The 14,463-nt window shown below is 65.7% G+C and carries 12 protein-coding genes and 1 riboswitch; of the genes, 8 read left to right on the top strand and 4 right to left on the bottom strand.

Going from position 1 to position 14,463, the window contains the following annotated elements; translation table 11 throughout:
* The first annotated feature begins 46 nt into the window (after window positions 1-46).
* A complete protein-coding gene (gene bhcR / locus ACFOWB_RS04985; protein WP_378145983.1) occupies window positions 47-856 on the top strand; it encodes an HTH-type transcriptional regulator BhcR in 810 nt (269 codons plus the stop codon).
* A gap of 17 nt (window positions 857-873) precedes the next feature.
* On the opposite strand, the gene glcF is transcribed toward bhcR, so the two are convergent.
* Genes glcF through ACFOWB_RS04970 form a run of 3 tightly spaced genes read right to left on the bottom strand, consistent with a single transcriptional unit; the run spans window position 874 to window position 4,797 of the window.
* Window positions 874-2,187 carry a glycolate oxidase subunit GlcF gene (gene glcF, locus ACFOWB_RS04980; protein ID WP_261405550.1) on the bottom strand — a complete coding sequence of 438 codons (1,314 nt, stop codon included), beginning with the start codon at window positions 2,185-2,187 and terminating at the stop codon, window positions 874-876.
* Window position 2,188: 1 nt separating this feature from the next.
* Complete coding sequence (locus ACFOWB_RS04975; RefSeq protein ID WP_261405551.1) at window positions 2,189-3,343, bottom strand: FAD-binding protein; 1,155 nt, start codon at window positions 3,341-3,343, stop codon at window positions 2,189-2,191.
* Window positions 3,340-4,797: an FAD-linked oxidase C-terminal domain-containing protein gene (locus ACFOWB_RS04970; RefSeq protein WP_378145981.1), complete on the bottom strand. Its 1,458-nt coding sequence runs from the start codon at window positions 4,795-4,797 to the stop codon at window positions 3,340-3,342. Before ACFOWB_RS04970 ends, ACFOWB_RS04975 begins: the two co-directional genes overlap by 4 nt.
* Before the next feature lie 202 nt (window positions 4,798-4,999).
* Between ACFOWB_RS04970 and ACFOWB_RS04965 the strand changes: the two genes are divergently transcribed.
* From ACFOWB_RS04965 to gcvP, 4 genes are all read left to right on the top strand, one after another.
* On the top strand, window positions 5,000-5,773 hold the full coding sequence (locus ACFOWB_RS04965; protein ID WP_378145979.1) for an FCD domain-containing protein: 774 nt from the start codon (window positions 5,000-5,002) through the stop codon (window positions 5,771-5,773).
* 319 nt (window positions 5,774-6,092) lie between these two features.
* Window positions 6,093-6,200: riboswitch (glycine riboswitch) on the top strand.
* A 138-nt stretch (window positions 6,201-6,338) separates the two neighbouring features.
* Window positions 6,339-7,496 carry a glycine cleavage system aminomethyltransferase GcvT gene (gene gcvT, locus ACFOWB_RS04960; protein ID WP_261405553.1) on the top strand — a complete coding sequence of 386 codons (1,158 nt, stop codon included), beginning with the start codon at window positions 6,339-6,341 and terminating at the stop codon, window positions 7,494-7,496.
* A 16-nt stretch (window positions 7,497-7,512) separates the two neighbouring features.
* On the top strand, window positions 7,513-7,875 hold the full coding sequence (gene gcvH / locus ACFOWB_RS04955; RefSeq protein WP_378145976.1) for a glycine cleavage system protein GcvH: 363 nt from the start codon (window positions 7,513-7,515) through the stop codon (window positions 7,873-7,875).
* A 10-nt stretch (window positions 7,876-7,885) separates the two neighbouring features.
* Entirely contained in the window at window positions 7,886-10,729 is a 2,844-nt protein-coding gene (gcvP, locus tag ACFOWB_RS04950; RefSeq protein WP_378145974.1) for an aminomethyl-transferring glycine dehydrogenase, read from the top strand.
* A gap of 277 nt (window positions 10,730-11,006) precedes the next feature.
* Here gcvP and ACFOWB_RS04945 read toward each other — a convergent pair whose 3' ends face one another.
* Window positions 11,007-11,231, bottom strand: coding sequence for a helix-turn-helix domain-containing protein (locus ACFOWB_RS04945; protein WP_261405554.1), 225 nt, complete (start codon window positions 11,229-11,231; stop codon window positions 11,007-11,009).
* 223 nt (window positions 11,232-11,454) lie between these two features.
* Between ACFOWB_RS04945 and ACFOWB_RS04940 the strand changes: the two genes are divergently transcribed.
* The 3 genes from ACFOWB_RS04940 to ACFOWB_RS04930 are packed head-to-tail and all read left to right on the top strand — an operon-like array spanning window position 11,455 to window position 14,461.
* Window positions 11,455-12,090 (top strand): hypothetical protein, encoded by a 636-nt coding sequence (locus ACFOWB_RS04940; RefSeq protein WP_261405555.1) that lies wholly within the window; start codon window positions 11,455-11,457, stop codon window positions 12,088-12,090.
* 17 nt (window positions 12,091-12,107) lie between these two features.
* Window positions 12,108-14,036 (top strand): AAA family ATPase, encoded by a 1,929-nt coding sequence (locus ACFOWB_RS04935; RefSeq protein ID WP_378145971.1) that lies wholly within the window; start codon window positions 12,108-12,110, stop codon window positions 14,034-14,036.
* Window positions 14,033-14,461: a hypothetical protein gene (locus tag ACFOWB_RS04930; RefSeq protein WP_378145969.1), complete on the top strand. Its 429-nt coding sequence runs from the start codon at window positions 14,033-14,035 to the stop codon at window positions 14,459-14,461. Before ACFOWB_RS04935 ends, ACFOWB_RS04930 begins: the two co-directional genes overlap by 4 nt.
* Window positions 14,462-14,463 lie beyond the last annotated feature (2 nt).

Below are 14,463 nucleotides of genomic sequence, written 5' to 3'. Positions count from 1 at the left end.
GAAAATCATCGGCGTGCGCTTGCGTCGTGGCGAAGGGGGAAATCGAATGGAGACCGGCATGCGTCGGCGTGGCCGGCCGAAGGGATTTGGCGGCGCAAAGCCCACCGACACGATCCAGGCGCTCGATCGCGCGCTCGACGTGCTCGGCTTTCTCGCCGAGCGCGACGGCGTCACCCTGTCGGAGCTTGCGGTCGCGCTCGACCAGTCGGTGGCGACCATGCACCGGGTGCTGTCGACGCTCGAACGCCGCAGCTTCGTGGAGATCAGCGCCGGCCGGCAGGAGTGGCGGATCGGGGCGGAGACCTATCGTCTCGGCTCGGCCTTCCTGCGCGGCGCCTCGGCGGTCGAGCGCAGCCGTCCGGTGATGCGGGCGCTGATGCGCGAGACCGGCGAAACCTCCAATCTCGGGGTCGAGAAGGACGGCGCGGTTCTCTTCGTCAGCCAGGTGGAGACGCAGGAATCGATCCGGGCGTTCTTTCCGCCGGGGACGCTCTCGCCGATGCACGCGTCGGGGATCGGCAAAGCCCTGCTCAGCCGCTACGAGGACGCGCGCCTCGACGCGATGTTCAGGAGCCGGACGTTCGAACGCTTCACGGACAAGACCGTGACCTCGCTCGCGCAGCTTCGGGACGAACTCGCCGCGACGCGCGAGCGCGGCTACGCCTTCGACGACGAGGAACGCACGACCGGCATGCGCTGCGTGGCGGCTACGATCCTCAACGCCTACGGGGAGGCGGTCGCAGGCCTCTCGATCTCCGGACCGACCCATCGGCTGCCGGACTCCGACATCGACCGGATCGGACAGATCGTATGTCGCGGCGCGCACGAGGTTTCGCGGTCTCTTGGCGCGGCGTGAGGGATCGGCGGCCGCGGTCATGCGGCGGGGGCCGCCAGAAGACTCGCGAGCGCGGGCGGCGGCGGGCCGCCGGTCGCCCAGTCCAGCAGCTCGGCGGTATGGGCGATCGGCGCCCGCGAGGTCGAGCCGATCTGCACCATGCAGCCGAGATTGCCGGAGCTGATCACGTCCGGCTGAAGCGCGTCGATCGAAGCGACCTTCATGGCGCCGAGCTCGCCTGCGATCGCCGGCTGCAGCAGATTGTAGGTTCCGGCCGAACCGCAGCAAAGATGGGCGTCCTTGGGCTCCATCACGATGAAGCCCGCAGCCTTCAGCAGGTCCTTGGGCGCGGCGCGCACCTGCTGGCCATGCTGCAGCGAGCAGGCGGCGTGATAGGCGACCCGCAGTGGCAGCGACTGCCCCGGCGCTTCCAGCCCCAGCTCGGCCATGACCTCGGTGACGTCCCGGCTAAGCGCGGCGACACGCTCGGCGTCGTCGGCCAGGACGGCGTCGTCGTGGAACATGTGGCCGTAGTCCTTCACGGTCGTGCCGCAGCCGGACGTGTTGATGACGATCGCATCCAGCCCTTCGCCGTCGATTTCCGCGCTCAACGCGCGGATTGCGGCCGCGGCGAAGGCGTGGCTTTCATCGGTCCGTCCCATGTGATGGGACAGCGCCCCGCAGCATCCCAAGCCTTTGGGAACCACCACCTCGCAGCCGTGACGCCTCAGCAGGCGGATGGTGGCGTCGTTGATGTCGGTGTTGAGCGCGCGCTGGGCGCAGCCGATCATCAGCGCGACCCGGCGGCGGCGGGGGCCTTCGGCCGGAAAGACCTGCGGTTCGTCGTTGGCGCTGCGGGCCGGCAGGGACGCCGGCGCCATCTCCAGCATCGCGCGCAGCCGCGCGTCGGGCATGAGGCGGCGGAGCGGGCGCGCCAGCCGAGCAAGGCTCAACGCCAGCCGGAAACGTCCGGCGTGCGGCAGGATCCTCGACAGCAGCCACCGCAGGGCGCGATCGTCCCACCGCCGCACGAACCGCTGCTCAATGTGCCGCCGGGCGTGGTCGAGGAGATGCATGTAGTGCACGCCCGAGGGACATGTCGTCATGCAGCTCAGGCAGCCGAGGCAGCGGTCGACATGGAGAACCGTCTTGGCGTCCGGCGTCCTGTCGTTCTCCAGCATGTCCTTGATCAGGTAGATTCGACCGCGCGGACTGTCGAGTTCGTCGCCGAGCACGGCGTAGGTCGGGCAGGTGGCCGTGCAGAACCCGCAATGGACGCAGGACCGCAGGATCTCGTTCGAGCGCCTGGCGGAGGGATCAAGCAGCTGGGCGGCGCTGAAACTGGTCTGCATGTCAGAAGCCCATCAGTCCGGGATTGAGGATCGCGGCCGGATCGAAGGTCCGCCGCAGGGCCGATGACAGCGCCTCGACGGGTGCGGAAAGCGGATGGGACGCCTCCGCCGCCGGGCGCGAGCCGCGCCGCACGAGCGTCGCGTGGCCACCCGGCAGGGCCGACCGCAAGCGGGCGCTCGCCGCCTCGCCCGAGCACCAGATCAGGCCGCCGCCCCAGTCCATCGACGTTTCCAGACCGAGCGCCTCGAGCGCCGCGGTCGCAGCCGGCGCGTCGGTCGGCTTTACGAGGATCCGCCAGACAGGAGCTTGCGACGCTGCGAAATGGTCGAAGTCGCGCAAGGCCCGCCACAGCAACCGGCTGCCGTCGTCCTTGATGACGTCGCTGTCGCGGCCGCCCAACAGCGCGAGCAGGCGATCGACGCGATAAATGACTTGCCGCTCCCATCCCTCGATCCGCAGCCAAGCAACGCCCGCGTGGAACGCCGCGCCGGAGACCTCGTATGGCGTGGCGAGCGCCTTGGCGAAAATCCCGGCCGCCGCCCGCGCGTCGAGGTTGAAAAAGGCGATGGTGCGCTGGCGCGGCGCTTCGGGAAGCGTCTTGAGCGCGACTTCCGTCAGCACGCCGAGCGCGCCGTGCGACCCGCAGAGAAGCTTGCCGAGATCAAGGCCCGTGACGTTCTTCATGACACGGCCACCGCTCTTCAGGACGCGGCCTCGCCCGTCGACGAAGCGGATGCCGAGCAGGTGGTCCCGGCACGCGCCCGCCAGCACCCGGCGCGGCCCGGAGGCGTTGGCGGCGACGACGCCGCCGATCGTCGACTTGCCCTTGGCGCCGAGCAGGCGGCGGTGGTCCGGCGGCTCGAAGGCGAGCGACTGTCCCTGCGCTGCAACCGCCGCCTCGATCTCTGCCACGGGCGTTCCGGCTCGCGCGATCAGCGTGAGTTCGCCCGGCTCATAGTCCACGATCCCGGTCTGGCGCCTCGTCGAGAGCTGACGACGCGCCTCGACGAAGGCCGGCTCGATCCTCGTTCCGCCTCCGACGACCCGCAGCTTCTCGCCGAAGGCTGCGCAGCCGGACAGGATTTCCGCGAGTTCCTTCTCGTCGGCCGGTTCGAGGTTCTCGACTTGGTCTTTCAGGGCGCGCGGGGCCGTCACGACCGTGCTCCCTTGCGGTCGCGACGGGCGCGGCTGACGTCGAGCGGGAACACCTTGGCGGGATTGAGCAGCCAGTCTGGATCGAACACGTCCTTCACCTCCATCTGGATGGCGAGGTCGTCCGGCGCAAACTGGCTGGTCATCAGGTCGCGCTTCTCGACGCCGACGCCGTGCTCGCCCGTGAGGCAGCCGCCGACCTCGACGCAGAACCGCAGAATGTCGGCCCCGAAGGCCTCGGCGCGTTCGAGCTCGCCGGGGGCGTTGGCGTTGAACAGGATCAGCGGATGCATGTTGCCGTCGCCGGCGTGGAAGACGTTGGCGACCTCGAGGCCATGCTCGCGAGACAGCTCGCCGATTCGCTTGAGCGTAATGGGAAGCTTGGAGACCGGGACCGTACCGTCGAGGCAAAGATAGTCGCCGAGGCGGCCCATCGCTCCGAAGGCAGCCTTGCGCCCCTTCCAGATCGCCGCGGTCTCGTCGTCGCAGCCGCTGCTGCGCATCTCAACCGGCGCCAGCTCGGCCGCGATCGCGCCGATCTGCGCGATTTGGTCGTCGATCTCGGCCTGGGACCCCAGCACCTCGACGATCAGAACCGCCGCGCAAGCGGGGTAGCCCGCCTTGGCGAAGCTTTCGACCGCGCGCAGGCACAGTTCGTCCATATATTCGATCGCAGCCGGCAGCAGGCCCGACCGGATGATGCGGGCCACGCATTCGCCGGCCGCTTCCGCGGTGTCGAAGCCGATCAGCATCGGCCGGGCGCCCTCGGGCTTGGGGATGATCTTGAGGGTCGCCTCGGTCACGAGCCCGAGCTGCCCCTCCGAGCCGCAGACGAGACCGAGTAGATCAAGCCCTGCGGCGCCGGGCTCGGGACCGCCGAGCTCCACCACCTCGCCTGAGGCCAGCACGATGCGGACGCCCATCAGATTGTGGGTCGTGACGCCGTATTTGAGGCAGTGCGCGCCGCCGGAGTTCATGGCGACGTTGCCCGCGATGGTGCAGGCGAGCTGCGAGGACGGGTCGGGCGCATAGAAGAAGCCGTGAGGCGCAAGCGCCGCGCTGACCGACAGGTTGGTGATCCCGCTCTGGACGCGGATGAAGCGGTTTTCGAGGTCGATCTCGAGCACCTCGCGCAGGCGCATGGCGCCGATCACGACGCTGTCGGTCGTCGGCAGCGCTCCGCCTGCCAGAGACGTTCCGGCCCCGCGCGGGATCACGGGGACGCCGTGATCGCCGCAGACCCGCATGACCGCGGCGACCTCTTCGGTCGTTCGCGGTAGCGCGACCGCGAGCGGCGCGCAGCGATAGGCAGTGAGCGCATCGCAATCGTAGGCGCGCGTTTCCGAAGGGTCCGTCACTAGCGCGTCGGCCGGCAGAGCGGCCCTCAGGGCCGCGAGGATCTGGGGCGACCGGGCGAGAATGTCGGGGTCGGGCTCGGGCATCGAAATCAGGGGCATGCGGGCTGTTTCCGGCAGCGTCGCGAAGCGCGAGCGAACGCGGACCCATCACGCCCGCCGCGCTTTGGTAAAATTATCTGACCACAACGAGCAACTGGCCAAAAGTTATCCGGTCGCCAGCGCCGACCAGCGCGGCGCCGCGCTTTGGCGGATCGCGGACGCTGGTGTTAAGAGCGGGACGTCACCTGCGGAACCGCACGCTATGGACCCCATCAAGACCGAGCGCGCAGCCGATCTCGTCGTCCGGCGGCTCGAAAGCCTCATCCTGGAGGGGTCTCTGCCGCCGGGCGCGACGCTGCTGCCGGAACGCGATCTCGCCGAACATCTCGACGTGTCGCGCCCGACGATCCGGCAGGGCATCGCGATTATGGAGAAGCGCGGTCTCCTCGCGCGCAGGGAAGACGGGGGACTGAAAGTGGCCGAACTCGGCGCGGCGGTCATTTCCGATCCGCTGATCGACCTGCTCACGACGAACGCTGAGGTCGCGGACGACTATCTGGAGTTTCGCGCGATGGCGGAGGGCGCGGCCGCCGCGATGGCCGCCGAGCGCGCCAACGAGGTCGACCGCCGTGGCCTGCAGGAGCGCATGGATCGGATCGACCGCGCTCATGGCGGCGACGACCCGGCCGAAGACGCCGAAGCGGACGCGGCCCTTCACATCGCGATCTACGAGGCGACGCACAACGTCGTGCTGCTGCATGTGATGCGCGTGCTTGCCGGCGGCCTGCGTGCGGACGTGTTGGTCAATCGGCGACAGCTGTTCAGCATCGCGCACACGCGGGACATTCTGCGCGAGCAGCATCGCGAGATCGTCGGGGCGATCCTGAGGAAAGATCCCGAGGGCGCGCGCGCGGCCGCCCATTCCCACATCTCCTACCTTCGCGAGGCGACGCGCGAGTTTCGCCGAGCCGAGACGCAGCTCGACACCTCGTTGCGCCGGCTGACCGGGGGCGGCGTCATGAACCGCAAGCGCTAGCCAGTCGCGGCCGAACCACCGGGCGGCTGCTCGCCAGCGCTGACGAGAACCAGCGTAGCAAATGTTCGGCGCAGCCTGCGGCGGATCTTCGCGGTAACTGCTTACTTTGCGAGCCGGTCGCCCTGACGTCTGACGTCGTCAAGATCGTCGTACCAAAGCCCAGCCCCGAATTGTCTCCAGCTGATTGCGAAACTCGGCGCGATGCTTCATGCTCTGCTCGTCCGACAAACTATGCGGGAGAGCCCAGACCGACTTCTGATCGGTTATGGCGCCGACGGAGCAATCCCCCCGGAATCTCTCAGGCACAAAACCGTATAGCTGGACAATCTGGAGAGAGACGTCCTCGAGGCGTCCACCGAAGGAGAAACCTCCCCGCCTCCACCGCGGTCGAGGGAAGCTCTCAGGTACCCGTGACAGATGGGGGAAAGCGGACCGTATGAACGGTCCGCGATTGATCTGTCGCGGAGTTGCATGATGACCCTCAGCCTCTTTTGTTCTTCATTCGTCCGGGCGTTTCGCCCGGCGCCACCGCCTGCGCATCACACGACGCATCGGTAGGCCCGCGATGACCGAAACGGCGCGCCATGACGCCGGAGCAAGGCTCCGGCGCACCCCTCTGCATGCGCTCCATGGAGAGCTGGAGGCCAAGTTCTGCCCGTTCGCCGGCTACGACATGCCGATCAGCTATCCGCTCGGAGTGCTGAAGGAGCACCTTCACCTCCGCAGGGCCGCCGGACTGTTCGACGTCTCGCATATGGGCCAGATCGCGCTTCGCGCGCGTTCGGGAAATGTCGCCGACGCCGCGCGTGCGCTGGAGCGGGTCACGCCGATCGACGTGCTCGACCTCGCGGACAACCGGCAGCGCTACGGCTTCCTGACGAACCACGATGGCGGCATCCTAGACGACCTAATGGTCGCGCGGCTCGGCGACCGGCTGATCCTGGTGGTCAACGCAGCCAACAAGGCGGCCGACGAGGCGCATCTGAGGGCCTCGATCGCGGACCTTTGCGAAATCGAGCCGCTCGACCAAGCCTTGATCGCGGTGCAGGGCCCCGGCGCCGAAATCGCCCTCGCACGGCTCGCGCCGGACGTCGCCGGCATGCGCTTCATGGATTTTCGCGAGGTCGAGATCGTAGGCGCTCGCTGCTCGGTCTCGCGCTCGGGCTATACCGGAGAGGACGGTTTCGAGATCTCGGCACCCAGCAAAATAGCGCAGGAGCTCGCGCAAGCGCTCCTGGCCGACGACGCCGTCCAGCCGATCGGTCTCGGCGCGCGCGATTCGCTCCGGCTCGAGGCCGGGCTGTGCCTCCATGGCGCTGACATCGACGCCGGAACGACGCCTGTCGAGGCGTCGCTACTATGGGCGATCCCTCCGGTCCGCCGGCTCGGCGGGGCTCGTGAAGGCGGCTTCCCCGGCGACCAGAAGATCCTCGATCAGATCGCGTCGGGCGCGCCGCGGCGTCGCGTCGGCCTGCGGCCGGAAGGCCGCGTGCCGGTCCGCGCCGGCGCAAAATTGTTCGCCGCTGAAGACGACGACGAGGCTGCGGGAGCCGTCACGTCCGGGGGCTTTGGGCCAAGCGTTAACGCGCCTGTCGCCATGGGCTATTTGCCGAAAAACCTCGCCAGGGTCGGCCAGCGCGTCTTCGCGGAAGTCCGCGGCCAGCGGATGCCGGCCGTCGTCTCGCCCCTTCCTTTCGTCCCGGCCCGCTTCAAGCGCGGCTGAACTTTCGGAGATCCCCATGTTGAAATTCACCCAAGAGCACGAGTGGCTCAGGGTTGACGGCGACGTCGCGACCGTCGGCATCACGGCATACGCGGCCGACCAGCTCGGCGACATCGTCTTCGTCGAAGCGCCGAAGGTTGGCGCGGCGCTTAGGAAGGGTCAGGCCGCCGCCATGCTCGAGTCGGTCAAGGCCGCCTCCGACGTCTATGCGCCGGTCGACGGCGAGGTGACGGAGGTCAATCACGCGGTCATCGCTGAGCCCGCCTTGCTGAACTCCGATCCCCAGGGCGCGGGCTGGCTCTACCAGATCAGGCTCGCCGACGCGTCGGCGCTCGACGGGATGATGGACGAGGCCGCCTATGCTGAAATCACGAAGTGATGCCACGCCCATGACGAGCGTCGACCGATACGATCCGCACGACTTCGCCAATCGTCGCCACATCGGCCCGACAACGGCCGAGATCGACGAGATGCTCGCCGTCGTCGACGCGCCGACGTTGCACGCTCTGATCGACGAGACGGTGCCCGAAACCATTCGGTGGGCCGGTCAGATCGATTTTGGCCCCTCGCTCTCCGAGCAACGTATGCTTGAGAAGATGCGTGAGATCGCGAGCGAGAACCGGCTCGTGATCTCGCTGATCGGCCAAGGCTACTACGGCACGACCATGCCGCCCGCGATCCAGCGCAACATCTTCGAGAACCCAGCCTGGTATACCGCTTACTCGCCCTACCAGCCGGAGATCAGCCAAGGCCGTCTCGAGGCGCTCCTCAACTACCAGACCATGGTCGCCGACCTCACCGGCCTCGACGTGGCGAACGCTTCGCTGCTCGACGAAGCGACCGCTGCGGCCGAAGCGATGGCGATGGCCAAGCGCGTCTCGAGATCCGAGGCGACCTCCTTCTTCGTCGCGTCCGACTGCCTGCCGCAAACTATCGCGGTGCTGAAGACCCGCGCCGCGCCGCTCGGTTGGACGATCGTCGTTGGCGATCCCTTCGAGGATCTGGCGGCCGAAGAGGTCTTCGGCGCGCTGTTCCAGTATCCGGGCGTCGAGGGCGTGATCCGCGACTTCTCGGCGCCGATCGCGCAGCTCCACGCGGCCGGCGCGATCGCGACAGTCGCGGCCGACCCGCTCGCGCTGACGCTGCTGAAGCCGCCGGGCGAGATGGGCGCAGACATTGCCGTCGGCTCGACCCAACGCTTCGGCGTGCCGATGGGCTATGGCGGTCCACACGCCGGCTACATGGCGACTCGGGACGAGCACAAGCGTTTGCTGCCAGGCCGCATCGTGGGCGTTTCGATCGACTCGCGTGGGAACCGCGCCTACCGGCTCGCGCTACAGACCCGAGAGCAACACATCCGCCGCGAGAAGGCGACCTCGAACATCTGCACCGCCCAGGTGCTGCTCGCGGTCATCGCCTCGATGTACGCCGTGTTCCATGGACCCCGTGGCTTGAAGGCCATCGCTGAGCGAGTCCATAGCGACGCGGTCCGGATGGCGGAGGGCTTGAAGAGCCTAGGCTTCAAGGTCGAGCCCGGTACCTTCTTCGACACGATCACCGTTGAGGCCGGCGCGTTCCAAGAGATGATTCTGAAGCAGGCCGTGGCGAACGGCGTCAACCTGCGAAAGGTTGGCTCGGACCGGATCGGGATCTCCGTCGACGAGCGCACGCGGGCGCAGATTGTCGAGGCGGTCTGGCGCGCGTTCGGCGGCGATCATCTGAGGTACGACGAGGCTTGGCCCGAGAGCCACCTTCCGCAGTCGCTGGTCAGGACGTCGGAGTATCTGACCCACCCTATCTTCCACATGAATCGATCGGAACTGGAGATGACGCGCTACATGCGCCGCCTCGCCGATCGCGACCTTGCGCTCGACCGGGCGATGATCCCGCTTGGCTCCTGCACCATGAAGCTGAACGCGACCGCGGAGATGCTGCCGATCTCATGGCCGGAGTTTTCGGAGATCCATCCTTTCGCGCCTTCCGACCAGGCCAAGGGCTACAAGCGATTGATCGACGACCTCAGCGACAAGCTTTGCAAGATCACCGGATACGACGCGATCTCAATGCAGCCGAACTCGGGCGCGCAAGGAGAGTATGCCGGCCTGCTTGCGATACGGGCCTATCATCTGAGCCGCGGCGACGCTCAGCGAACGATTTGCCTGATCCCGTCATCGGCGCACGGCACCAACCCCGCTTCGGCGCAGATGTGCGGCATGGAAGTCGTGGTGGTGGGTGTGTCGCCGAACGGCGACGTCGACGTCTCCGATCTGAAAGCCAAAACCGAGCAATATGGGGACCGTCTTGCGGCGGTGATGATCACCTATCCCTCGACCCACGGCGTGTTCGAAGAGACCGTCAGAGAAATATGCCAGATCGTCCACGGTCATGGCGGGCAGGTTTATCTGGACGGCGCGAATCTCAACGCGCTAGTCGGAGTGGCGAGGCCGGGCGATATCGGCTCAGATGTCAGCCACCTCAACCTGCACAAGACCTTCTGCATCCCGCACGGCGGCGGCGGGCCGGGAATGGGGCCAATCGGCGTCAAGGAGCACCTGATCCCGTTCCTGCCGGGTCATCCCGAGACGGACGGCCGGGAGTTCACGGTTTCGGCCGCGCCTTACGGCTCGGCGTCCATCCTTCCGATCTCATGGTCGTACTGCTTGCTAATGGGCGGGCGCGGACTCACGCAGGCGACCCGGATTGCGATCCTCAACGCCAACTACATCGCGAAACGCCTCTCGACCGCCTATCCGATCCTCTACTCGGGCCGCAACGGGCGCGTTGCGCATGAATGCATCGTCGACTGTCGACCGCTAACCAAGGCGACCGGTGTTAGCGTCGACGACATCGCCAAGCGCCTGATCGATTGCGGCTTCCATCCGCCGACCATGAGTTGGCCTGTTGCGGGCACGCTGATGATCGAGCCGACAGAGTCCGAGAACAAGGCGGAGATCGACCGCTTTTGCGACGCCATGCTCGCCATTCGCGAGGAGGCGCGCGCGATCGAGGACGGCCGAGCGGACAGGGATAACAATTGCCTCAAGAATGCGCCCCACACCGTCGAGGATCTGATCGGCCCTTGGGAACGGCCGTATAGCCGGGAAGTCGCGTGTTTTCCGACGGGGGCTTTCCGCGTCGACAAATACTGGCCGCCGATCAACCGCGTTGACAATGCGTTTGGCGATCGAAATTTAGTGTGTGGCTGCCCGCCGGTTGATGATTACAGGCTTTGATCGACTTTCTGATCGAGCAATCAATCTCCTGAGTAAAGTTAATCCGCTGCTGCGTGTGCGGCAGCGGATTAACTGCCAGTGCCGTGTAGATTCGGCCAAATTGCTTGGCGCGCGGAGGTTTGGCTGCAAATTTATCGTGCCCACGGGGCTTTATAGCTAGCCCTTTGTCTATCGCATTGTTCAGCTGTCGATCGCCATAGAGGATCTCAACGGCTTTCTAAGGTCGCGGAATGATCGTGACCGGCGTAGCGCGTCTCCGCTCTTAATGGCGGATCGATCAGCGCTTGTTGGACACCCCATAGCGTCCCTCGGTCTCGAAGAACACGATGCCCTCATTCTCCAGAGCAGCCACGATCTTGGAGATCGTCGCCTCCTGAGCCCGAGCTTCGCCAGTTTCGATTTTGATCAGCGTAAACCGAGCGATTCCCGCGCGCTCAGCGAGCTCCTGCTGCGACCAGTCGAGAAGACTGCGCGCCGCCTTTATTTGGCGTTCGTTAACCATACTCTCGCTTCGATTGACATAAAGTCAACTTTGCTGTTTCGCGGCGAGCGCAGAGCAGATACGACAAGGGCACCCGGCTCCAAGACCGGAAGGAAGTTCAGGTCGCAGTTAGCGATAGCCGCGCCGAACTCAAACTCACTCGCGTGCAGATCGGTCATCCCGAGCCCTGTCACGACGCCCCTAATCGAACTTTCCGGCCACGCTGACCGAGGAAGAGGGCGCCGTGCTTCTCGACGCACCCATCATACGTCCAATCCCTGAATACGACGGAAAGCAATCCTTCCGCGAGCGTCAAAGGCGGCGTCGGAAGGATTTGGATCGCTTAGCTCTCGAGACGCAGACCGTTATTTGCGCTCTGCCGCACTACCGGCTCGTGGATTGCGAGTTCGAAGCTCAAGCGGAAAACCTGAAATCTTTATTGGGCACGACGGAGATCGTTCCGGTCCCAGTCCGCGGTCCCAAGGGCGCCATGGTCGTCGTCGTCGTCCCGACACGGATTTGGTATGACGCGGAAATCCGTAAGCGCCTCTGGCTCCTCCGGGGATCCGCCGTCGAAAAGGCGGATAAAACAATTCGCTTGCTCCCTCAGCGATGGATCCGCCGCAAGCCCTTCCTGGATAACTGCAAGCTCGTAGCTCGCTACGCCAACCTGTCCGTCGCCGCCAGCGACCGCTTCTCGGTTCAAGCTGTGGCGCGCGACAACCCTCTCGCCACGCTAGAGGACTGCGCCGCCGTTGTTCAAGCCTCGGACACGTATGGCGTCGTCTTCGCGCTCGTCTCAGGCGGTCTCCTGACGATCGACTTCGAGAGTGCCATCACACCGATGTCCGCGGTCGAAGAATATCGAGTGGAGCGCTGAGCATGCGGACGAGGGAAATGGACGAGGAAGAGGTCGCCGCGCTGCCTTTCACCAAGCGTTTGGTTCGGGCCGCTGTGCTTGAAGCGATCGACATACCGACATTCGCAACGGTGCTGAAGCAACCGCTGGCTTGGGTCATCGAAGCGCCATCTGAAAGCTGGGTCGAGTTGGTTGTCGCGATCGTGCGCAACCTCGTCGACAGCCGAACTCCAGACGAATTCGGTCTTTCAGATCCCTATCTGTTTCGCTCCGACGTACCGTCGAAACCGACCAGCAGGCGATCGACATATCTCGAGGATATGGCCAACACCATCAGCAGCGAGATCGCCCAGGGTCGATCCGTCATCGGCGTCGCTGCAGATCCAGAACGGCAACTGCCAGCAATTCTCGTTCGAAACTGCGATCGCTGGATCGTCGTGCCGAAGCCCTCGGCAGTCGACATCGCTCGCGCCCTCACCGAGTTCTATGGCGAGGCTGTTTCGCCCGAAGACGTGGGCGCTCCTGACGTCCTCGATCTGCGGGCGATGGCGTTCGCCGCGAGACCCGGTTCCTCGGTCGCAGATGTCGTCAAGCGCCTCAGTGCAACGACCGTCACGCCGCCATCGCCAATGGACAACGGGATTCCCGACCTCTCTGAACTCGCAGGATATGGGGCCGCGAAGACGTGGGGCATGGCGCTGGCGCGCGACATCAAGCGCTTGAGGCGAGGCGAGCCCGGCATCACGCTCAAGGATCTCCCTAAAGGAATACTGCTCGAAGGACCTCCAGGCGTGGGCAAAAGCATCTATGCGATGGCTCTGGCGAAGACGACGCAGCTGCCGCTCGAAACGACTTCGGTCTCTCGCTGGCTCTCTGCAGGCGAAGGCCATCTGGACGACGCACTGAAGGCCGCGCGCGCGGCCATCGAGGCGGCCCGCGCGCATCGGCCAGGACTGTTGATGATCGACGAGATCGACAGCATCGTCGACCGCGATAGCCAGGAAGGAAAATACGCGGCCTGGTGGATCAACTTCGTCAACGGCGTCCTCGATCTGATCGACGGCACGTTGCGCTATCCAGGGCTCATCACGATCGGCGCCTGCAACAACGCCAGCCGAGTCGATCCGGCGTTAAGGCGTGCTGGACGGCTCGACAAGGTCGTCAAGATCCATCTGCCGAACAAGGCGGACCGGGAGGTTATCTTCCGCTGCTATCTTGGCCGCGACCTCGCCTCGGAGGACCTCGAGCCCTTCGCGCAAATGACGGAAGGCATGTCGGGCGCCGACATCGTCAGGATCGTCACGGAGGCTCGGCAGATCGCCCGCGATGCTTCCCGCGAGTTGCGAGCCGCGGACCTCGCCGCCGCGATCGCGCCGCCGATCGAAATGGACAAGGAGCTGTTGCGGCAGACGGCGCTGCACGAGGCCGGACATGCGGTGATCGCCACGGTCCTCGGCCTCAAGGTTGGAGCCGTTCAGGTCGCTTCCGGCGGGGCGGGGATCGGCGTCACGAATTTCACCCGCCGCCACCGCCCGATGACTTTCGCAGACGTCGAAGACTACGTCGTCGTGACTCTCGGCGGACGCGCGGCCGACGAAGTTCTTTGCGGGGCTGTGGACGCCGGTTCCGGCGGGGTAGAGGCGTCCGATCTCGCCGTCGCCACTTCGCTGCTGGCAGGCGCCCACGGCTCGTTCGGGCTCGGCAAAAAACTGACCTTCCTTGGGGCCGCCGACCGCGTCGCCGCAACCCTGTCGACCAACGAGCAGCTGCGCAACGGCGTGGAGGCTGATCTCGCGCGGCTTCAACTGCGGGCGAACGATCTTGTACGGCGGCACAGAACCGAGATCGAGGCGGTCGCCGCGCTTCTTGTGCACCACCGCTTCGTCCGAGGCGAAGATGTCGCCCGTCTGTGCAGAGATGCCGCCACGCCCAGTCGAGGGGATTTCGAAGCGGGGTGCTCGGCATGACCGATCTCGCACTGACGACGGGGCCGACAGGCGCTTTAAGGGGGAAAACTTACGCGGCGTTGGTCCCGGACCCGCACGCATGGCTTCTGGAGCGCTACCGGTTCGCTTCCGGCATTACGTGCTGCGCTTTGCTCATCCCTGCCTCGGGACAATTGCAGGTCGAGCTCATCACCGGTCATCCGCCGGTGGCCGTTATTCGACTGATTGAGCGAGTGGTCTCCGAGAACCGCTTTCCCAGCTCAGTCATCACGGACAATTCATTGGCCACGACCGCAATCCGAAAGTGGCTGCTGCAGAGAGGCGTCGCCCTGTCCACCTCTTCCAAGGCCTTGGCGGCAATGGAAAGATTGACGCCGGGCGTCGCGGAAATCGCTGAAATGCTTGCTCTTCGCGCGTACAAAAATAGGATCCAAATACCCCGTTAACT

Source organism: Chenggangzhangella methanolivorans, assembly GCF_042648545.1.
In the GTDB taxonomy this organism is placed as follows: domain Bacteria; phylum Pseudomonadota; class Alphaproteobacteria; order Rhizobiales; family Methylopilaceae; genus Methylopila; species Methylopila methanolivorans.
This window is presented reverse-complemented; position numbering and strand designations above follow the sequence as displayed.

Bases quoted from the DNA above. Each gene is read 5' to 3' on its own strand.
- gcvT (WP_261405553.1), top strand. From the start codon at position 6,339: ATGACCGAAACGGCGCGCCATGACGCCGGAGCAAGGCTCCGGCGCACC.
- ACFOWB_RS04965 (WP_378145979.1), top strand. From the start codon at position 5,000: ATGGACCCCATCAAGACCGAGCGCGCAGCCGATCTCGTCGTCCGGCGG.
- gcvH (WP_378145976.1), top strand. From the start codon at position 7,513: ATGTTGAAATTCACCCAAGAGCACGAGTGGCTCAGGGTTGACGGCGAC.
- ACFOWB_RS04935 (WP_378145971.1), top strand. From the start codon at position 12,108: ATGGACGAGGAAGAGGTCGCCGCGCTGCCTTTCACCAAGCGTTTGGTT.
- gcvP (WP_378145974.1), top strand. From the start codon at position 7,886: ATGACGAGCGTCGACCGATACGATCCGCACGACTTCGCCAATCGTCGC.
- ACFOWB_RS04930 (WP_378145969.1), top strand. From the start codon at position 14,033: ATGACCGATCTCGCACTGACGACGGGGCCGACAGGCGCTTTAAGGGGG.
- ACFOWB_RS04945 (WP_261405554.1), bottom strand. From the start codon at position 11,231: ATGGTTAACGAACGCCAAATAAAGGCGGCGCGCAGTCTTCTCGACTGG.
- glcF (WP_261405550.1), bottom strand. From the start codon at position 2,187: ATGCAGACCAGTTTCAGCGCCGCCCAGCTGCTTGATCCCTCCGCCAGG.
- ACFOWB_RS04970 (WP_378145981.1), bottom strand. From the start codon at position 4,797: ATGCCCCTGATTTCGATGCCCGAGCCCGACCCCGACATTCTCGCCCGG.
- bhcR (WP_378145983.1), top strand. From the start codon at position 47: ATGGAGACCGGCATGCGTCGGCGTGGCCGGCCGAAGGGATTTGGCGGC.